This window comes from Paenibacillus sp. T2-29, from assembly GCF_052921365.1.
In genome coordinates this window covers 240,159-260,306 of the sequence record NZ_JBREVE010000003.1, presented here as the reverse complement: position 1 = coordinate 260,306, position 20,148 = coordinate 240,159, and the positions used below count along the sequence as shown (strand labels likewise).

Annotated in this window: 17 protein-coding genes and 1 pseudogene; 4 read left to right on the top strand and 14 right to left on the bottom strand. The window is 44.1% G+C overall.

The features are described 5' to 3' along the window. Positions 1-168: 168 nt before the first annotated feature. The gene (locus ACU1JV_RS10815) at positions 169-1,236 is read right to left on the bottom strand and encodes a LacI family DNA-binding transcriptional regulator (protein WP_058829432.1); all 1,068 of its coding nucleotides are present in this window, start codon (positions 1,234-1,236) and stop codon (positions 169-171) included. 279 nt (positions 1,237-1,515) lie between these two features. Here ACU1JV_RS10815 and ACU1JV_RS10810 point away from each other — a divergent pair, with 279 nt between their 5' ends. After that, positions 1,516-3,207 carry an ABC transporter substrate-binding protein gene (locus ACU1JV_RS10810; protein WP_013370564.1) on the top strand — a complete coding sequence of 564 codons (1,692 nt, stop codon included), beginning with the start codon at positions 1,516-1,518 and terminating at the stop codon, positions 3,205-3,207. On the opposite strand, the gene ACU1JV_RS10805 is transcribed toward ACU1JV_RS10810, so the two are convergent. Genes ACU1JV_RS10805 through ACU1JV_RS10795 form a run of 3 tightly spaced genes read right to left on the bottom strand, consistent with a single transcriptional unit; the run spans position 3,126 to position 5,265 of the window. Beyond that, positions 3,126-4,493 (bottom strand): MFS transporter, encoded by a 1,368-nt coding sequence (locus ACU1JV_RS10805; protein WP_413985936.1) that lies wholly within the window; start codon positions 4,491-4,493, stop codon positions 3,126-3,128. The two genes, ACU1JV_RS10810 and ACU1JV_RS10805, sit on opposite strands and share 82 nt — an antisense overlap. Before the next feature lie 2 nt (positions 4,494-4,495). Next, positions 4,496-5,056 carry a GNAT family N-acetyltransferase gene (locus ACU1JV_RS10800; protein WP_413985935.1) on the bottom strand — a complete coding sequence of 187 codons (561 nt, stop codon included), beginning with the start codon at positions 5,054-5,056 and terminating at the stop codon, positions 4,496-4,498. Between the two features lie 59 nt (positions 5,057-5,115). Further along, a complete protein-coding gene (locus tag ACU1JV_RS10795; protein WP_413985934.1) occupies positions 5,116-5,265 on the bottom strand; it encodes a DUF2500 family protein in 150 nt (49 codons plus the stop codon). 404 nt (positions 5,266-5,669) lie between these two features. On the opposite strand from ACU1JV_RS10795, the gene nrdI reads away from it, so the two are divergent. The 3 genes from nrdI (at position 5,670) to nrdF (ending at position 9,284) form a co-directional block, all read left to right on the top strand. Next, a complete protein-coding gene (gene nrdI, locus ACU1JV_RS10790) occupies positions 5,670-6,029 on the top strand; it encodes a class Ib ribonucleoside-diphosphate reductase assembly flavoprotein NrdI (RefSeq protein WP_013370560.1) in 360 nt (119 codons plus the stop codon). After that, complete coding sequence (nrdE, locus tag ACU1JV_RS10785; RefSeq protein WP_192443059.1) at positions 6,016-8,100, top strand: class 1b ribonucleoside-diphosphate reductase subunit alpha; 2,085 nt, start codon at positions 6,016-6,018, stop codon at positions 8,098-8,100. The genes nrdI and nrdE overlap by 14 nt, the downstream gene beginning before the upstream one ends. Positions 8,101-8,318: 218 nt before the next feature. Further along, complete coding sequence (nrdF, locus tag ACU1JV_RS10780) at positions 8,319-9,284, top strand: class 1b ribonucleoside-diphosphate reductase subunit beta (RefSeq protein WP_013370558.1); 966 nt, start codon at positions 8,319-8,321, stop codon at positions 9,282-9,284. Between the two features lie 176 nt (positions 9,285-9,460). Here the strand turns inward: nrdF and ACU1JV_RS10775 are convergent. The 10 genes and pseudogenes from ACU1JV_RS10775 to ACU1JV_RS10730 all read right to left on the bottom strand — a co-directional run bounded on the left by ACU1JV_RS10775 (position 9,461) and on the right by ACU1JV_RS10730 (position 20,060). After that, positions 9,461-10,695 (bottom strand): annotated as a pseudogene (locus ACU1JV_RS10775) (MFS transporter). A gap of 145 nt (positions 10,696-10,840) precedes the next feature. Next, positions 10,841-11,314 (bottom strand): MarR family transcriptional regulator, encoded by a 474-nt coding sequence (locus tag ACU1JV_RS10770; RefSeq protein ID WP_040101624.1) that lies wholly within the window; start codon positions 11,312-11,314, stop codon positions 10,841-10,843. Between the two features lie 227 nt (positions 11,315-11,541). Beyond that, complete coding sequence (locus ACU1JV_RS10765) at positions 11,542-11,967, bottom strand: VOC family protein (RefSeq protein WP_013370555.1); 426 nt, start codon at positions 11,965-11,967, stop codon at positions 11,542-11,544. 92 nt (positions 11,968-12,059) lie between these two features. Further along, positions 12,060-12,713 (bottom strand): hypothetical protein, encoded by a 654-nt coding sequence (locus ACU1JV_RS10760; protein ID WP_413985932.1) that lies wholly within the window; start codon positions 12,711-12,713, stop codon positions 12,060-12,062. Between the two features lie 22 nt (positions 12,714-12,735). Then, positions 12,736-13,275 (bottom strand): GrpB family protein, encoded by a 540-nt coding sequence (locus tag ACU1JV_RS10755; protein ID WP_165080125.1) that lies wholly within the window; start codon positions 13,273-13,275, stop codon positions 12,736-12,738. 87 nt (positions 13,276-13,362) lie between these two features. Next, entirely contained in the window at positions 13,363-15,471 is a 2,109-nt protein-coding gene (locus ACU1JV_RS10750) for a class I SAM-dependent methyltransferase (RefSeq protein ID WP_025676900.1), read from the bottom strand. A 344-nt stretch (positions 15,472-15,815) separates the two neighbouring features. Beyond that, on the bottom strand, positions 15,816-16,787 hold the full coding sequence (locus ACU1JV_RS10745; RefSeq protein ID WP_058829425.1) for a glycoside hydrolase family 43 protein: 972 nt from the start codon (positions 16,785-16,787) through the stop codon (positions 15,816-15,818). A gap of 40 nt (positions 16,788-16,827) precedes the next feature. Continuing rightward, the gene (locus ACU1JV_RS10740; protein WP_413985931.1) at positions 16,828-18,213 is read right to left on the bottom strand and encodes an arabinan endo-1,5-alpha-L-arabinosidase; all 1,386 of its coding nucleotides are present in this window, start codon (positions 18,211-18,213) and stop codon (positions 16,828-16,830) included. A gap of 86 nt (positions 18,214-18,299) precedes the next feature. Then, entirely contained in the window at positions 18,300-19,142 is an 843-nt protein-coding gene (locus tag ACU1JV_RS10735) for a carbohydrate ABC transporter permease (protein ID WP_013370549.1), read from the bottom strand. A 27-nt stretch (positions 19,143-19,169) separates the two neighbouring features. Further along, positions 19,170-20,060 carry a carbohydrate ABC transporter permease gene (locus ACU1JV_RS10730; RefSeq protein ID WP_013370548.1) on the bottom strand — a complete coding sequence of 297 codons (891 nt, stop codon included), beginning with the start codon at positions 20,058-20,060 and terminating at the stop codon, positions 19,170-19,172. Positions 20,061-20,148 lie beyond the last annotated feature (88 nt).

Here is a 20,148-nt window from a genome sequence, read left to right as displayed (position 1 = left end):
ATCACTCATTAACATAACAAAAATAACACCAAGCTAACAAATCAGTCAATTGTTTTTTTGGAACAATCGGTAAAACACAAAATAAAAGTCGCCCTCTACCCCTAAACAGGCTAAAAGCGACTTCCCTCGTCTTCACTGTGGATCGAATTCATCCCACATATCCGGACATCAACTATATTTGATTGTGCTAAAGGGACGATCACGATCATCATTTTCCTGGCTGAGCCGTGGCGCGTGAACTTCCCGTACGAGTAAATCAGCGTGTAGCAATTTTTTTTCCACAGGTGAGTTTGGGTTCATGATGCGCCATAATAATTGGTCTACCGCCCGCATCCCCAGCAGTTCCTTATCCACTCTCACCGTGGCATAAATCGGCATTTGATCATTCGTATCGTCAAACCCGGTCACCCCGCACCGCCTCGGCACGTCAATCCCCTTTCCTTTCAGCACTTCCACGACTTGCGAAGCAGTCACATCATTAGCACAAACAAAAACCTCTGGCAGCTCATCCTCGGGCACCTTGTCCATTTCCTCAGCAAGCGCCTGCGCTCCCCCATAAATAAGGGCTTTGTTTTGCCGTAATTCTACTCCGCTCATTTCCAGTGCAGACCGAAAAGCTTCCCAACGTTCATAGAAACTGTGAGCGTCATCAATATGACCCACAAACTGAAAGTGGGCATAGCCCCTGCACAGCAAATCCTTCATTAATTCATTCATGCATGTGCGATTATCCGTGAACACCGCATCACTTAAAAATGCAGAGTCCCAATGATCCACCATGACAACCGGAATACCCATTCGATAAATGTTCAGCAATAACGTAGTTGAAATCGTTCCTACAGTGATAATCCCTTTAATGGCCTCTGGATTCAGTAAAGAAAACATATCGTCAGTTGAAGGCTCCGTTAGCGTGATCATATCCAATCCCCTGCGGTTCAGACGCTCGGAAATCCCTTCAAATACAGGTCCCCAGTACTTGGACTCCCGATTCTGGTGTCGAATATTCGGAAATAACACCAGCACCGTACCCGACCATTCTCTGGCATCTGTGTCCCGAGGCTCTACCCCAGTCATTTTGGGATGACTGCGAAAATAGCCCATCTGGGCAGCAAGCTTAACCAGCAGCGCCCTTGTCTCTTCACTCACACCGGGTTTGCCTGACAGTGCACGCGAAACAGCAAACTTTGAAACGCCCGCCGCATCCGCAATTTCCTGTAATGTTACTTTTCCACGCATCTCCTCACCCAACCCTATTCGAAATCTTTTTCTACCTTAGTCTTCTAAATATACAGGTATGCCTATAAACTGGTACCATCGTAGCATACTTTGTTTTAGATCATCAAACGATGGATTTGCACAAATCCACACCTTTCATTTAAATATGTTTGCTTAATAAAAAACAAAACACATAACAAATAAACATAAATAACTTGACGTAAGGTTCTTTATTTCCTACAATTTACTATTGAAAGCACTTACATTGTGTAAATCATACTTATTAAGGGGGATTTGCAGATGTTCACGAACAGGTCGGTACAACAATGCTCTATCCTGCTCCTGGCTTTGCTGCTGCTTGTTACAACGGGCTGCGCGAATGGCAAAGGCGGTACGGCAGAAAAGGAAGACCCCAATGACACCAGTCCCATTACATTTACGTTCTTTGGCGGTGACTCAAGCTCCAACTGGAACAACATGAAGGACGCTGTCGGGCAGGAAATAACCAAGAAAACGGGTGTTACACTCAATGCCGAACATGCTGTCAACGGTCGAGGCGAGGAAAAGTTTGCTTTAATGGCTGCTAGCGGAGAGTACCCTGATCTCGTGTACCCCAAAGGAGACATTGGAAAGCTGGTCGATGCCGGAGCACTCATTGACTTAACCGACCTGATTGATAAATACGGTCCTAACATTAAGAAAGTGTATGGAGATTATTTTAACCGTATTAAATATAGTAGTGAAGATCCCGCCATTTACACCATCCCAACCAATTTGGGCGTAGATCACATCGCGTTTGATGCACAAGCAGGCTTCGAAATCCAGCATCAAGCCCTTAAGAAGCTCGGATACCCCAAAATTCGCACCGTTCAAGATTTTGAAAAAGCACTTAAAGATTATGTCGCCAAATACCCTACTACTAATGGCCAGCCTACCATTCCCTTATCGCTCGATGCCGAGGACTGGAAAATGCAGATTACTGTGACAAACCCGGCAGTTACGGCTACAGGTGGACCAGACGATGGCGAATATTATATTGATCCTAAAACACACAAAGCCACTCTTCACTACAAACGCCCAGAAGAGCGAGAGTATTTCCGTTGGTTAAACCATATGTACAATGAAGGTCTGTTGGATAAGGATACTTTTGTACAAAAAAGCGATCAGTACAAATCCAAAATCGCCGCAGGTCGTGTCATTGGACTGATTGATCAGGAATGGAACTACCAGGATGCCGAAAATGCGCTCAAGGCAGCAGGTAAGGATGAATACACCTACTCCCACTTTCCAGTCACTTTAAATGAGCAATACGAGGATCATTCCCTCCAGCCCATTGGTTTCGATACTGCGTCCGGGATCGGCATCACAACTTCATGCAAAAACCCGGTGCGAGCGATCAAGTTTCTGGACTTCCTGGCCTCGGACGAAGGACAAATTTTGCGTAATTGGGGAATTGAAGGCCAGCATTACAATGTAGAGAATGGCAAACGAGTCATTCCTGCAGCTGTGCAAGAACGCAAAAACAAAGATAATGCTTCTTTTAGCAGAGAGTCAGGTATCGGTTTGTATTGGATATGGGGACCACATTACGGCGATAGCGTTAAAGACCCTACTGGCAACTATTACACAACCAATTATCCGGAGATGATTACCGAAAATTATAGTCAAGCGGAAAAAGAATCCCTTCAGGCATATAAAGCCCGGACATGGAAAGACTTATTCCCGAACGAAAAGGATTTTCCGGTAAAAGAGTGGGGAGCCGCCTACAACATGCCTGTTCCGACCAATACAAATTACAATGTTATTTATCAAAAGTCGCAGGACATTGTACGCAAACGGATTCCTGAGGCCGTACTCGCCAAGCCAGATCAATTCGATGCCGTGTATGACCGCATGCTCCAAGAGCTGGATCAGGCGGGTGTACCAAAGGCTGAAGAAATCTTCACTGGCCTGATCCAAAATCGTCTGAAGCTATGGTACGGGGAGAAGTAGAGTCTGATTGCTAATGAAGGTGCATAGGGGCTGACAGCCAGAACCTGTTTAGCCCTTTTTGCACTAAACATTCTGCTTTGTTGCTTTTTCATTCCAAGAACTATTTTTCCTTGACCCCCGATGGACATAAAGCAACAAAAAGTTGGGATCAATGCGATCCCGCCACACAGCATCCACGATATCTGAATAGGTGTTTGATCTGAAGCAAGATTGGTAAAATTACGGCTTACGATGCCTGTCACGATTAAACCTATACACATGCCTAGTTGGGAAATGGCAGAATCCAGAGATAGCAGTGTTGAACGATACTCATTAGAGATCCTTTTGTTCAGAAAAATTTGTTTGGCAACCGGATACATCCCTCGCCCAATTTCATAGATTAAAAAGGTAAGCAGTACAGGATAAAACGTGTTGAAAGCACCCGCTAAAATGAGCCATATCCCAATCATCCCGCAAGCATACATGAGTATATGTACATCACTATAACGGGCGCCTAGCTTTCGAACCAGATAGCTTCCCAAAGTCATACATAGTGAATAACCTGCCTTGATCAATCCCATAATCCAAATCCCTTGTTCAGAAAGACCGACCAGACGTGGCTGTTGAAATGTATTCCCCGCCGAGTTTGAAAAGCTGATAAATAAACCAATGATAAACACAATCCAGATCGACTTATTTTCAAAACCGATACGGACACTTTCCCCGATAATCGTTTTAATGTGAGTAGTTGATGCTTTTCGATGGATAATATTCTTCTCATCCATATAAAAGCAGCATAGAAATATACATAGGATAATAGATACAATGCTGGCTGCCCAGGGAAGTGAATAGTTAAAAGCTGCGAGGAAGGCCCCCAACAGACCGCAAATAAATCCCGAAATGTACTGTATACTGTTAGAGGTTGTAAAAAGAACTTCCATCGGCTTATCGCTGTTTTCCACAACCCAGGATTCCAACGAGCCTGATTGCAAGCATATTGCCAGACCCCCAAAGACTTGTGCGAACACAAGCAGCCACATGTGATCTACCCAAACGAACAACACACTGTAGACTAGAAAACAACAAAGCCCCAGAACAACAGAAATTTTCCTTCCATACTTGTCTGCAATAGCCCCTGTTGGTATTTCAAACAGAAAAATACTTACAAAGAATACAACCAGCAAGAAATTCGCACTTTGCAGAGAAAGTCCTTTAGCTAATAGAAATAGAATAAGCGTAGTTCCCGTGATTTCACTCATAAAAAATTGCAGAAAGCTGACGGAGTAAAATAGCTTATGTGGCCTCACTTTCAGGATTCCTTTGTTTTCTCTACAGCCTCATACTCACTTCGCAACATTCCCATCTGAATAATGTCATAGTACTGTCCTTCCCTGAATAGCTTTTCCCGTAGCCGCCCTTCCTCCTTGAAGCCACATGCCAGATAGCAACGATATGCACGTTCATTGAACGCATACACCTCCAGTTCCAGCCGATGCAGGTTCAGCGAATGAAACGCAAATTTTTGTATCAGCCGGATTGCTTCCCGCCCATAGCCCTTGCCCAGGTCACCGTCACGCCCGATTACAATCCCAAGGGTGGCATGCCGATTCACCCAGTTAATTTTGAATAAATCGAGTTGTCCAATATAGTCCAATGTGTCTTTATGAGCAATGATAAAGCCCTTGATCTCAGAGTTGCCGTCAATCATCATCTGTACAAACGATTCACTATTAGCCAGTGAATGCGGATAGATAAATACGTCGCTTAAACCATGTGTGATTTCCGGGTCATTGACCCATCTTCGGATATCAGGTATATCCTCCTGACGGTACTCTCTTAAAACAATTTGTGCTCCAATGATATGTGGCATCGTCAGCTTCCTCCCTATATGTATTTGTTCTGGTAATACTCTAACACCTCGCCATCCCTTTACGCTCCCATTAATCTCACAAACTCCAGAAAACGTGTACCTTTATAATGAACCTCCCCGCGATCCCCGATTACAATCATTCCGAAATCCGAACCCTTTACCTTCAGCTCCTTACGTTCACCCCCTCCATAAAACCACTTTCCAGCCACTTCATCCTTTCTACAGTAAAATGTAAATTTTACATTCTATTGCCCATTGACAAATCGTACATCTCCAGCCTCAAAAACTCCAATACTTTTTTAACATACTTACGAAAAAAAAGTTCTTTCGCTCTTTTCCGCACCCTGCTTGGACTTACACCGGATCTAGGTCATCTGAGCCTCTCTAGACCGATTGACAAAACTATATATAGATATAAAATAGAGAATGTACTCTAAATATAGTGTAAAAAACGTATTTATGCCCGATATCTTGAAGATAAAGGTATGAAAATACATGTAAATATAGAGTCAAAAATCTTAAATGGCGCAGCCAGCAAGGGATTACAGCTATAATGGGTCTCTTGGCAATGCCGTTTTCTTTTTTTCGTTAATTGTTAAGGAGGTTGCACACCATGCTGATTGCTTATGATTCCAAGACCGGCAATGTAAAAAGATTTATAAACAAGCTCAAGCTTCCGGCTGTTCAGATTGAGGAACAAATGACTATAGAAGAACCTTACGTACTCATTACATATACAACCGGGTTTGGACAGATACCTGAGAGGGTATCTTCATTTTTGAAAAAAAATGCACAAAACCTTGTTGGTGTAGCTGCAAGCGGCAACCGTAACTGGGGTGATAAATTTGCCAAAAGTGCGGATTTGATTGCCGACCATTATAATGTCCCCGTGATTAGCAAATTTGAATTATCTGGAACGTTCGGAGATGTAGAGCGTTTTAAACAGGAGGTGAGCCGAGTTGCGGCATATTGAATTGAACAACATGTTGATGAAACGCGATACAGACGGCTTTTTCCAATTGGAAAAGGACCAAGAGGCTGTAGCAGAATTTATGAAGGAAGTTCAAGAACGGAGTTTGAAGTTTGCTGACACAGCTGCTCAAGTGCTGTATATGATTGAGAATGATTATTACGAAAATTTCTATAACAGCTACACGGCTGATGAAATTAATGATATTTTCCATATCACTCATAGCTATAATTTTAAATTTCCTTCCTATATGGCAGCATCCAAGTTTTATACCGATTATGCAATGAAGAGTAATGACCGTAAAGTCTACCTGGAACACTACCCTGACCGGGTGGCTGCTGTCGCCCTGCATTTGGGACGCGGCAACGCCGATACGGCCCGCCTGTTGTCCCGCTCGATGATGGAGCAACGTCTCCAGCCAGCTACACCAACTTTCCTGAACGCTGGCAAAAGCCGTCGTGGGGAATTGGTATCCTGTTTCTTGCTCGAAATGGACGACTCTTTGAACTCAATCAACTATGTACTGAACACTTGCATGCAATTGTCCAAAATTGGCGGCGGTGTGGCGGTTAACCTGTCGAAGCTGCGGTCACGCGGTGAGGCGATTAAAGGTGTAGAAGGCGCAGCAAAAGGCATTATGCCTGTGCTGAAGCTGATGGAAGATGGTTTCTCCTACGCGGATCAAATGGGGCAACGTAAAGGCTCTGGCGCTGCCTATTACAACATATTCGGATGGGACGTGCTGGAGTTCCTAGATAGTAAAAAAATCAATGCTGATGAAAGAGTACGTCTCAAGACACTTTCGATCGGATTGCTGGTGCCAAACCGCTTCTACAAGCTGGCTCAAGATAATGAACCTCTGCATGTATTTGCACCTTATAGTGTGTTCAAGGCTTATGGAACGCATTTGGACGACATGGATCTGGATGAAATGTACGACACACTGCTCGCCGACGATCGAGTAAAGAAAAAAGTAGCGATGAGCGCACGTGATATGCTGACGAAAATTGCCATGATTCAGTTGGAGTCTGGCTATCCATATATTATGAATAAGAGTAACGCAAATCAGGCGCATGCTCTTAAAAACGTGGGCCAAATCAAAATGTCAAACCTGTGCACGGAAATCTTCCAGCTACAGGAAACTTCTGAGATTGCCGATTATGGACAACAGGATATTATTCGCCGGGATGTAAGCTGTAACCTGGCTTCCCTGAACATTGTAAATGTGATGGAGCACGGCAAAATCCGCGAGTCCGTTCACGAGGGTATGATTGCTCTCACTTCGGTCAGCGATATGACCCAAGTGGCTAATGCACCAGGTGTTGCGAAAGCGAACCGTGAAATGCATTCCGTTGGTCTGGGTGTCATGAATCTGCACGGCTACCTTGCCAAGAACAAGATTGCATATGAAAGCAATGAAGCGAAGGATTTTGTCCGTACCTTCTTCATGACGATGAACTATCATTCCATCGAAAAGAGTATGGAAATCGCAAAAGCAGCCGGACAAAGCTTTTATGGATTTGAGGAATCGGATTATGCGACAGGTGTATATTTTGACCGATATCTGAACACAGATTATCGTCCGACAACGGCACGTGTGCAAGAACTGTTCAAGGATATTTATATTCCGACTCAAGCAGACTGGGACACACTTAAAGCAGACGTCATGAAGAACGGTCTGTATCACGCCTATCGTATGGCGATTGCTCCCACTGCCAGCATTTCGTATATTCAAAATGCAACGTCCAGCGTTATGCCGATTGTCGAACAGATTGAAACTCGTACCTATGCGAATTCGACAACTTACTATCCGATGCCGTATTTGCAAAAGGATAATGTATTCTTTTACAAATCCGCTTATCAAATGGATCAATTCAAAGTGCTTGATCTGATTGCTGAAATCCAGCCTCACGTGGACCAAGGAATTTCGACTGTGCTTCATGTGAACAGTGATGTGACTACGCGTCAGTTAGCACGTTGCTATCTGTACGCCGCACATAAAGGACTTAAATCGTTATACTACACACGTACCAAAAAACTGTCTGTGGAAGAGTGCCTCACTTGCTCCATCTAATGCATACATGGTAACAAGCTATAGAATAAAATGAGATTTTGAATAGATATGAATGCTTGGCATTAGAAGCTGTATCCAGCGCGTGGTTCAGACCTTTACAGGATTGAACAAGACCCTCGCGGATACAGCTTCCGTATGTCAAGCATACGATGACTCTCCGGTAACCTCTCAATGTGTGTTTCCAGGGAATCTCGCAAGCTGAAGGGAGAATGCTAACAATGACAGGTATACAAGCTGTAAACTGGAACCGCTCGGACGATGATTTCACACTGATGTTCTGGAACCAGAATATTATGCAATTTTGGACGGATGATGAAATTCCGCTGTCTGACGATAAAATGTCCTGGGTAACCCTTAGTGATATTGAAAAAGAAGCCTACATGAAGGTGCTGGGTGGCTTGACCCTGCTGGACACCATTCAAGGCGGCGTGGGAATGCCGCAAATTATGGAGCATGTGGACGGACTGCAACGCAAAGCGGTATTAAGCTTTATGGCGATGATGGAGCAAATTCATGCCAAGTCGTACAGTAGCATCTTTACAACCCTGGCTTCCACGGAAGAAATTGACGGTGTATTCCGTTGGGTGGAAGAAAATCCGCATCTCCAAACGAAAGCAGAAACCATTCGTCAGTATTATATGAACATTCATACACCGAAAGACCTGTATCTCGCGATGGCAGCGTCGGTGCTATTAGAAAGCTATTTGTTTTATAGCGGCTTCTTCTACCCTCTCTATCTGGCGGGTCAGGGCAAGCTGACATGCAGCGGGGAAATTATCGATCTGATCCTGCGGGACGAAAGTATACACGGTGTCTACGTAGGTGTACTGGCACAGGAGATTTATGCGGAACTGGACGAGGAAGAACAACGCGATCTCTACCAGACGCTGGTAGGCTTGCTGCGCTACTTGCACAATAACGAAGAACAGTATACCGAGCAAATTTATGCCCCTATTGGACTTGTAGACGATGTTAAAGTCTTCTTGCGCTACAACGCCAACAAGGCCATGATGAACCTGGGCTTTGATCCACTTTTTGAAGAAGAAGAAGTCAATCCCATTGTATTCAACGGCATCAGCACCCACACCAAGCAGCACGATTTCTTTTCTAAAAAAGGAAACGGCTATGTGCGGGCGATGAATGTAGAGCCGCTAACAGATGATGATTTTAACTTTGGCGTATAAGTACACATACGTAAAATGAATTTAGCAAAGGCGATACTATAAAGAGCCATCCACATGCGGATGGCTCAGACTGTAAACAAATAGGGTTTCAGAACTTATTCCTAAGTTCTGAAACCCTATTATTTTCTTAAAACTACCTGCTATGCAGGTGGTTACGGAAAGCTTCGAGCGGTAGTTTACATATTCGCATGCGTTCTCTTATATAAAACTGGTATGGCCACCGCTATAAGAATCATACCCATAAAAGCGGGTGCGGCATGACCAAATGATACATAGATTTGACCTCCAATGATAGGTCCAATCATTCTTGCTAAAGCCTGAATAGATTGACTACCTCCTTGAATCCTTCCTTGTTCACTAGAATTGACAGACTTGGAGAGCATCCCATTAAATGAAGGTCCAAAGATCGAATCGCCAAAACCAAATATAAACATTCCAGCGATAATAAGTGGATAGAATGAGAACAAAGCAGATAGCGTAATAAGACCATAGCCTATAATCTCCGAGACCATTCCCAGAATTGCTATCTGTTTATCACTAAGTTTTATCAAGAGCTTTGGCATGATGAAACCTTGTGAAATGATATCTTGGAATCCCATAATCGAAAACATAAGTCCGATTAATACAGGCTTCCAACCGAAGGTATCCATTGTAAATTGTGAAAAAACTGCCTGTAAAGATCCGTTGGGTATCCAGAGTAAGAACGCTGAGAAAAGTAGCCTTTTCAAGTTTTTCATGGAAAGTACGTTTGCAAGCTGTGTATATGGATTCAGTTTTACAAAGGTGATCTCTTTCAGTCTATGTTTCTTGTCAAGGCTCTCCGGCATAAAAAAGAATCCATAAACAACATTCAATAAAGTGATTATTGCTCCAAAATACATGGGTACAGAATAACCAAACTTGGCAAGTAATCCTCCTAGGGTTGGGCCAATGACCGTGCCGACACCTACAACCGCACTCACCCATCCAAAGTATTTAGTTCTCTGTTCTGGAGGAATGATGTCTGCAAAATATGCGAAGATCGTGCTTATGCTCCCACCTGTTATACCTTCCATGATGCGTCCAGCAAATAGTACCCATACAGCTCCTCCTATACCAAAAACTAAGTACCCGATTACGGAACCAAAAGGCATATTAAGAGCAATGGACGACGACCATATTTGTCGCTCAAAGCTCCAAGTACGGGAGCCGCAAAAAACACGCAAAATGCATAAACAGAGGTCAGTAGCGTAACAACTATGGCTTGTTCTTCCGGACTGCTTGTATAAGGCTGCACTAAGAATGGGACGACAGGTGTTATGATACTGAAGCCTATTCCGCAAAGAAACACAGAGATAAGGCCGAATATTAAAGCGTGTTTATCTACGGTTTGTTCTGTGGTCTGTTCATTATGTGATCTAAATTTGAACACTCCAATTCTCCCCTCAAAAGTCGCGATTTTTCTTCCCAGGAAACAAAATTATCGTATCATACTTTTCCTTCCCAGGAAATAAAAAAAAGCAGTCCGTTCTCAATAGAGCCCGGCTGCCTATGGTTTGATTTTCATTATTCAAATTTTATTTCGACTTAATATCGTTACCCTTTTTCTTTATTTCTGCATCCAAATGCCTGCTATACTTATCTATGAAGCTAAGCATACTGTCAAATTGCTCATCAGTTACCTGCTCAAATACGGCTTTATCCCGCTCTTGAAACTCTTTGTGCAGTTCCTCATGGATTTTATAGATTACTTTCCCTTGCTCAGTAAGCCTAAAATAGATTTCTTTTTTGTTATCCGGCTTCTGGTAGCTTTCGATAAGGCCTTTTTTTATGAGCTTTTTAGTTATTTTACTTATGGCACCGCTAGTCATATAAAGGGACTCTGCAAGTGTTGTCACGTTGGAATGTACATTTTTTTCAATGTATTCCATGCAATGTACTTCAGAAGGCTTATGACCCTTAAGACTGTCCTCCATCTTATCCTTATTAAGCCAAACCATCTTGTTATACAAGTCCCTGAAACCCATTATGACCTGTTCTTCTTTGTTCATGGACTGTCCCCCCACCCGTTGGTGCATTAACAATTTAATATAATATATTTTTATTTCCATTTCAACAATAACAAAATGATTATTTTAGGAATTGAGCGATACATAAAAAAAGAGATCCAAACACTCCCCATACCTTTATGTATGTATATTTATTTTTCAGACGAAGGACATGCGCGCAAAAAAACGGCCAGATCGCTATAGTAGCGGATCGGGCCGTTTTCTATTTACTACGATCGAGCTTCTGTGAACATTTGAAAGGTGACACCAAACTTGTCTGTTACATTCCCATAAGCTGGACTAAAATGGGTTTCCTGCAAAGGCATTCCCACCTGTCCTCCTTGCTGTAAAGCATCAAACATTTTTTTAGCTTGCTCCACACTATCGGTTGTAATACAGATACTCACTTGATTCCCGCTGCTAAACGGTGAGCCGGGAAAGGTATCAGAAAACATGAGCTCTGTCTCACCTACTTTAAGGGTAGCATGTCCCACACGTTCCTTGACCTCTGCGGGAATGGGAAAATCGGGATTTTCCGGCATTTCCCCAAAGGTTTGAATAAAAAGCAGTTGGGCATCCAATGCCTCTTCATAAAATTCGATTGCTTCTCGTGCATTTCCATCCAGCGTGATGTAAGGAATCAAACGTTTGGACATCTTCAACACAGCTCCTTTAATTCGAGGTGATTAACCCAGCCATTTCTCCTGTATTATATACAAAACTTGTCAAGATAAACAAATCTGCATTCTTAGCTTTCATGCACCTGAATGCCAAGCTGTTTTAGCTCCTTTACCACTTCCGTAACGTTACGCTGTGGATGAAGCGCAGAGATCATCTGGGCAGTGATCGGAACGCCGTTGAAAATCTGGCTTACCACCCCTAGAGAAATCGGCAGCTCATAGTAACTTTCAGCCCAATCCTGATATTCCTCCGGTGTAACTAAAATTTTCCCCAGCAAAAAGGATGAGCCATCGTCATATCCCTCAGGAAAGTTCGTGTTGCCCATACGCCACTCCTTATCTCCCGCTTCCCTCCACATACAAAAGGTAACGTCCTCTTTCTCTAGCGCTTCATCTTCCAAAAGCTCCATCATATCATCAGGCACACCGTCGTACATGCCCGGCCAGACCTCATATTCGTCTCTTGCATGAGGACTTACAGGGGATTCGTGGTCAAAACCCTTCAACAACACACCTCCACGTGTCCATAGCATATGAATCGTATCTCCAGCGCCGTTGTTCACCTCACCCAGACACACATCACCAGACCATTCAGACTGCATACGATACGTGCGTAACCAATCTTCTGGAGACAATATAATATCCAGCGCTGACAGCAGCATCATTCTCTCTTTTAAACCATTCGGCGTTACCTGTGCATCAAGCATCATATTCTTCATCATACCTCCACCTTGTCCATGCGTACTAAAATTCCATTTGTCTCTGCTTTTGTCTTTCAAGCTTCGCTTGCTCAACGATCTGCCGAATGAAAGGTCCCTTGGCTTCGGTATACGCTGCGCGGTCATGTTTGAATTGATGCGCCAAATCTTTTTTTAAAGTCTCATACGCTCGCAGGCTCTCAGGATGCGCTTTCAAGTAATCTCTGAACAATAAATGGTTTTCCCAATGTTCTCCTTTATACTTGTAAATATGCAAATGATGGGTCCCAGCTCCCCATTCTCCACGGCGAAAGAAAGCTCGCTCTGGAAAATCAGGCTTATGTACATATTCATATTCAATACCTAGTAAACGCTCTCGCTGTTCGGATTGAATAATCGCCAAATCTTCTACTCCAACCATAATGTCGATAATAGCCTTGGCTCCCAAACCAGGAACGGATGTACTGCCAATATGCTCTACGCCGACACATACGTCTCCGAGGGCCTCTATCATTTTTGCTCGTTCTCGTGTATACTCTGCTACCCACTGCGGATTATATTCGGATATCACTACCTGCTTGGACATGAACGCACCTCCATTCGTTTTTCAAAAAAATGCCTTCCCAGTGCGTTTGGCACACCTCAGAAGGCATTCTCTTGTTCAAATTAAAAATCATTCAGTTGCTTCATCCCTAGGATTTGGCTTCTCAATCACGATCAGACAGGTACTGTCCGGCAAAGGTACCGGCTGTCCCTGCTCATCCATGAACTCAACACGACTGGACAGCGCTTCGGCATAGCCCTCCTGCAAATAGTGGCGACTCACCCGGATAATCGCTTGTGAACCAAGTGTGTTACGAATACATTCTTCATACTGTGACGGAGTAAAATAACCAAACTGCTCCTGCACTTCATGCACATAGGCTTCCGCTCCCCATGTATAGGTATATAGAAATTCCATTGCATCATTTACCGGCAAAACAGCCTCATGCTCACCTATACGCTCTATTTCAATGGGGCGACCCGCAAAATCCTGCGCATACCGCATCAGCCATTCCATTCCGTCCGGCTCCAAAAATCGAATGCGTCTGCGCTGCTCTACTGGTTCGGTCATAATACCGTCACGAATGATAATGCGTCCGCCGGGTGCAAGTACACGATAAGCGCTTTGCAAAGCAGCTTCCACTGTTTGTGAATTGAACCTTTTTCCATCTCGTTCGATGTAGGAATACAGCTCGTGAAGAATCGAAGAGAAAATAACCGTGTCCATGCTCTCCGTTTCCACAAATTCTTCCAGTCGAAGCGCATCACCTTTGATGACATCCCAACGACGGTGCTCCAATTGCTTTTTGCGTTTAAGAGCCTCAATCACATTCACAGAAATATCAAGACCCAACGGCTTGGAGTCTGGTCTTTCCTGCTCGATCAGGTCCAGCAGTACGCCCCCGCCGGGTCCGATATCCAGTATACGGGTTCCAGTCACGTAATCCAGAATGACCCTTTTGAAATCTGCGGTCTGGTTCATATCTGTAAGGTACGTCTCCTCATTGTGAAAGCGATCATAAGCATCGCGCCGTAATCCGAACAGATCAAACAGCAGCAGGACTGCTTTGTCATACAGAGGCGTCTTTTCTGCCTCAATACAAAAGTCGATCAATTTTTCAGCAGCTGATGAAAATACAAAATTAAAAAACACGGTACTTGGCAGCTCCTCCTTATGCTCCACGATTACACTCAAATGAGGATTATGCTTCCGTTTTCCTTTTGTGATATCCTGCCAAGACAGTGCGCTTAAATATTTTTCTATCATTCGTTTTTTGTATACGTTAATTTTCTTAACACCACGATAGTCATAATACATCGTATTCATAAGTGATTCAAAACTGATATGCCGTACCGTTGCAGGCTGTTCCTGCCCTGTGCCATCCCTCAATGTGAGTAAAAATACCTTAACCAGTTCTTGAAGTGAAAAATCCTGCAAAGCTGATTCTACATACCAAAGTGTACGATTCTCCAGCGGAGCCAGCGCCTTCTCTACATTCAGCTCCCGCTCCAGCTCGGCGTAAGCCTGCTCAAACGGCTCACCTTCATGAATCGAAACCGACCGCAATCTCTCCAGTCGTTCCTTTACACTCCAGACTACAGGTGCGTTATCCCAGGCAATCCAGCCGATTAGCTGCTCCACTTCACCGCGTACTTGTTCCCATAATGCAGGATCTACACCGGCGATAATGCATTCGTTCAGTGCTCGTAACACAAGCTCCAATTCCTCCGAGCTCAGCCAGCCCTTACGAGTGATTTCGAGCAGCAGTCGATTTTCTGCAAAGGGTATTTCTCCCCGTATATACTGTCCGATCAATCCATGCGTCTCAATCAAAATTCGAGTCATGCTGTTGCGCGGGTAGGCAGGGGACTCTGCTTGAGCCTGTCTGACATACAGTTGGGAGGAGCCAATATTATGTACAAATAAATTAATGCCCTCATGCTGCCAGCGTAGCCGTTCGCGGACTGTGCCTCCTTTGGCTGTCTCAGACCATACCAATACATCCTCCAGTAGCTCTTTAACCCAGAATGACAATGGAAGTCCGTCCAAAATAAGCAACGTGCGCTCCACATAATCCAGTACAGGATTGGCATCCTTTAACTCACCTATGGATCGAATGCGCTCCAAATTTACAATACGCTCCTCAGCCGAAACAAGCAGCTTTAGCCAAGTCGGTGTATCCCAAGCCAGATCACTTTCTTTCCTGTAATTAGCAATGGCTTTTAACGATTGTAACATTTTTCTCACCTCGTGTGATTCGGATTCGGTATGCACAGGAGACTTTGGAAAATATCTTGTATACCCTACACTTTACCATACATTTGTAGCTTCCATCTCGTGGAAAATATTAAACATTTGTATCAATTAATCGCTTGACATGTTCTAGGCTTCACATAACCTGATTTAAAGTTCCCATAGTTTCCGAGACGTCTCTCCCTCCCAAAAGCAAAAAGATACCTTCCAGCCTAAGGCCGAAGATATCTCATTGCTATTGTTAGACGCAGCAAAATCATTTTCCTGCGATGTTTTATAAAGTTATAGCGTCGCTGTATGACACGTCAATCGTCTAGCATATATTCTGCTTAGTTATTAACGGAAACGCCATCTGGCACTGGAATACCAAAATTAGGTGTTCCATCTTCATTCCAGTTCAACGGCTGAACACGTGTATGACGATTCGGATCATACAGCGGGTCACCTGTAATTTCCTTGTAATTGCGGGCGTGATATACGATAACGTCACTACCATCCTCAGCAACAGTAAAACTGTTGTGACCAGGTCCGAATTGACCTGTCTCCTCATTCGTACAGAATACCGGCGCAGGAGACTTTGCCCACGATTTCGGGTCAAGTAAGTTTGCATTCTCATCTGCCGTTAGTAGGCCCATGCAATAATTGTGGTCCGTAGCACTAGCTGAATAGCTGATAAAAATCCGGCCGTTCCGTTTCAGAACCGCTGCTCCTTCATTCACCTTAAAACCGATGATTTCCCAGTCATATTCTGGTGTAGAGATCATAACCTGCTCACCGCGCAGCGTCCACGGATTGCTCATTTCTGAAATATACAGATTGGAGTTGCCTACGATGTCCGGGTCTTTCTGAGCCCATACATAATATAAAACGCCATTATGCTGGAAGGTTGTCGCATCGAGAGCAAACGTCTCCCAGCGAGTTTTGATCTGTCCCTTTTCCACCCACTCGCCTTCCAGAGGATTAGCTGAATCATTTTCCAGCACGAACATCCGATGGTCGAACAGACCTTCCTTCGTTTCTGTGGTACGAGCTGCTGCAAAATAAATGTACCATTTGTCGTTAATATAATGAATTTCCGGTGCCCAAATGTTCGCGCTTAACGGACCTGTTTCATATTTATGCCACACTGCCACTGGCTCTGCTGTATTCAAGCCTTGAATAGTACGTGCCCGCCGAACCTCAATGCGGTCATACTCTGGCACAGATCCGGTAAAATAATAGTACCCATCACTATGCTTGTAAATCCAAGGGTCTGCACGTTGCTCAATGACCGGATTATTAAAGGATACAGTTTGATTCATGGTTTTTCTCTCCTCTATGTGTAATATGTAGTTCATAGGATTAATCGCTGATACGTTTTCCCCAGATGGAAATTCCATTTTCATTCATACCCGTGAAAATTAGAGTATGGCGACCAAGCTCCCAGTCCCATGAAGGAAGCAATAGCAATTCCTCCTTTGACCCTTCGGACGCATTGCTCCAATTCATTGTTAGAGTACGTCTACCATCAAAACTCCAGTGACCTTCCAGAGAACCACTGGTTGCCCGCCCTCCATCTTCCAGACGAAGCGGTTCAGCTTCCACCTGACCGTCTACTTCTTGCCTGATCACGATGCGCTCCCAGTTGCCGGATAATAATCTTTTGGGTATATCCTGCTCCTTTTCGCCCGCATACCGCTCCGGCGATACGATAGGCCAGCCATCAGCCGTCCACAATATTTTGCGCACATGCAAGTAAGGCCAGCTCTTATCCGTTTCTCCCCGCGCATGATGAACAATATAGTAATCGTCTCCGTCCTTCAGCACGGAATTATGACCTGGCGCAACCCAGCCTTCTCCTTCACTGAAACGATAACCGCCCAGTACCTTGGTCCCAATCTCATATTGAGGCAAATAACTGGTATCTGCCATATCATGTCCATTCATATCTACGTACGGGCCTGTGATGGAATCCGAGCGGGCTACGCGAACATTGTAGTCCTCGAACAAAGAATCATACGAGACGAACAAGTAGTATTTGCGGAACACAGGATTGTACACAATGTACGGACCTTCCACAGCCCCGTCCTCGGTTGCCCGATCTCTGGCAGCGATATTTTTACCATAACCAGATTCTTTGAGCTTTCCAGTCTGCGGATCAAGCGGTGTAATATAAATCCCGCCGAAAAAAGATCCGTACACCATCCATGGATTTCCATCAGCATCCAATACCGGATTAGCATCAATTGCATTCAGCTTGTCATGCTCATCCGTTTTAACAACCAGTCCCTCATCCTTCCAAGGACCTTCTGGGGAATGGGATGTCTGTAACCCAATGGCTGATCGTGTGCTGCCAAATGTAGAGGCAGAATAATACATTCGATAGGTATCACCCATCTTTATGACGTCCGGGGCCCACAGATTCGTTGCTGATGACCATGCCCCCGCTTCCTTTGGAATGCCGGGTAAAGCATATTGAACCCAGTTCCAGTGAATCAGGTCGGTCGATTTGCGCACCATGACACCCGGCCTCAGTTCTCCACCTGTCTTTACATCCGTCGAATAGACATAATATCCCTGATCTGTTTTGATAATTGCTGGGTCATGAGCATTGTTAATAGTCCAGCGCTGTTCATCGTCTACCGTGCTTTGATCATACAAGTGATCAGGAGGCGGAGCCTGCGGATATACAGGGTCCGGAGTGTTATCCCCACAGCCGGATAGGCCCAGCATTAGCAGCATAACCATAACTGTTATTCTCCTCCTTCCTTTGCTCAATACATATGGTGACTGCGTTCCATCATTCATCCAAATCGTCCAAGTGCGAGTGTCAATTAACCCTTGACACCTGAAATGGCAACCGACTCAATAATTTGTTTCTGGAAGATTAGGAATATAATCAACACAGGTAACAAGGCTATAATGGAAGCTGCCATAATAAGCGGATAGTCTGTCTGAATGGCGTAAGTCGCATTAAAATTCGCGATAACCAGCTGCAATGTCTGCGTTTCTGGTGAGTTCAAGTAAATAATCGGTGCCAAGTAATCGTTCCAAATCCCCATAAACCATAAGATCAGCTGTGCAGCAACTGCCGGCTTAATGAGTGGGAACGTAATCGACGAATAAAGTCGGAAATAAGAGCTTCCGTCAATTTTAGCAGCTTCGATAATAGCATCTGGTACACTGAGCAAATACTGCCGCAGGAAAAAGATCATAACTACATTACCGAACAAGCCGGGAACGATCAGAGGCAACAGCGTATCTATCCAGCCAAGTTTGGAGAACATCATAAACTGTGGAATCATAACTGTTGGGTAAGGAATCATCATGGATGCGATGAGTGCCAAAAACAGTTTATTTTTATGAGGGAATCTCAGCTTTGCGAATGCAAAAGCGGCCACACTAGATGTGAAGGTACCCACAACCGTGACACTTACAGCCACAATCACGCTGTTCTTGATCCCGCTTAACAGAGGACCTGCTTCCCAAATTTCCTTGTACTTACCGAACTGAAACACCTCTGGTATCCATACTGGTGGAAGTGCAAAGACATCCTGCTTTTCTTTTACCGAAGTGGACAACATCCAAAGCAACGGCGCGATCATCGCAATCGCTCCAATCGCCAGTACAATAAAGATAATGATATTGGTAACTTTCGTTTTTTGACTATGGGACATAATCAGCTTCACTCCTTTCCGCGAAAATCAATCCCCATCAAAGGACGATTTTTCATTCATTTTAAATTGAATCAAAGTTACGATAAAAATGAAGATGCCGAGAATCATAGCCATCGCGGAGGCATATCCCATTTGCAGGTTTTTAAATGCCTTATCCCAAATATAGAAGACAATTGAGGCGGATGAATATTCCGGACCTCCTGTAGGTGTCATAATGTTCATTTCAGTAAAGATTTGCGAACCACCAATAATGTTGGTAACGACCAGGAAGAAGGTTACTGGTTTCACCATTGGCCATGTAATATTGCGGAACATTTGGAATCCGCTAGCTCCGTCCAGCTCTGCTGCTTCATAATAAGAGCGAGATACACTTTGCAGTGCAGCCAGATACAGCAACATTGTATATCCGAGACCTTTCCATACAGTCATGAGAATCAAGGCCGGTTTGACTGTATCCTTATCCATCAGCCAGTTAGGTCCTTTAATACCGAACAGTTCAAGGAATTGGTTCACCAAACCATAATCTCCGTTGTAAGCCCAGTTCCACATAATAGAAACAGCAGCCAACGAAGAAATGACCGGAATATAATAAATCACACGAAATGTCGTCGTACCTGGAATCTTGCGATTCAACCCCAGTGCCAGCAGTAAAGCTAGTACAAGACCAATTGGAATACCCAACATTAAGAAAAGAGTATTGTACATCGATTTGTAAAAGAGTTCATCGCTAAATAAATCCTTAAAATTGTCGAACCCAATAAAGTTCATTTGTCCTAATCCGTCCCAGTCTGTAAAAGAGCCGTATAACGAATAGACAAACGGGAACAACGTAAAGATTAGCAGACCGAGAATAGGCGGAAGAATAAATAAGTATCCATATATCTTCTCTTTGCGGTAGAGATTAGATTTGGTTATCACAGGGCTCACCTCTGTTTCTGATTTGGAATGAAGATGATGTTAGCAGCATGATATTCAGCCACTAACATCATCCTTTTTTCCTCTATTT

Bases quoted from the DNA above. Each gene is read 5' to 3' on its own strand.
- ACU1JV_RS10750 (WP_025676900.1), bottom strand. From the start codon at position 15,471: ATGTTACAATCGTTAAAAGCCATTGCTAATTACAGGAAAGAAAGTGAT.
- ACU1JV_RS10735 (WP_013370549.1), bottom strand. From the start codon at position 19,142: ATGTCCCATAGTCAAAAAACGAAAGTTACCAATATCATTATCTTTATT.
- ACU1JV_RS10810 (WP_013370564.1), top strand. From the start codon at position 1,516: ATGTTCACGAACAGGTCGGTACAACAATGCTCTATCCTGCTCCTGGCT.
- nrdF (WP_013370558.1), top strand. From the start codon at position 8,319: ATGACAGGTATACAAGCTGTAAACTGGAACCGCTCGGACGATGATTTC.
- ACU1JV_RS10745 (WP_058829425.1), bottom strand. From the start codon at position 16,787: ATGAATCAAACTGTATCCTTTAATAATCCGGTCATTGAGCAACGTGCA.
- ACU1JV_RS10815 (WP_058829432.1), bottom strand. From the start codon at position 1,236: ATGCGTGGAAAAGTAACATTACAGGAAATTGCGGATGCGGCGGGCGTT.
- ACU1JV_RS10770 (WP_040101624.1), bottom strand. From the start codon at position 11,314: ATGAACAAAGAAGAACAGGTCATAATGGGTTTCAGGGACTTGTATAAC.
- ACU1JV_RS10760 (WP_413985932.1), bottom strand. From the start codon at position 12,713: ATGATGAAGAATATGATGCTTGATGCACAGGTAACGCCGAATGGTTTA.
- nrdI (WP_013370560.1), top strand. From the start codon at position 5,670: ATGCTGATTGCTTATGATTCCAAGACCGGCAATGTAAAAAGATTTATA.
- ACU1JV_RS10800 (WP_413985935.1), bottom strand. From the start codon at position 5,056: ATGCCACATATCATTGGAGCACAAATTGTTTTAAGAGAGTACCGTCAG.
- ACU1JV_RS10740 (WP_413985931.1), bottom strand. From the start codon at position 18,213: ATGGTTATGCTGCTAATGCTGGGCCTATCCGGCTGTGGGGATAACACT.
- ACU1JV_RS10755 (WP_165080125.1), bottom strand. From the start codon at position 13,275: ATGTCCAAGCAGGTAGTGATATCCGAATATAATCCGCAGTGGGTAGCA.
- ACU1JV_RS10765 (WP_013370555.1), bottom strand. From the start codon at position 11,967: ATGTCCAAACGTTTGATTCCTTACATCACGCTGGATGGAAATGCACGA.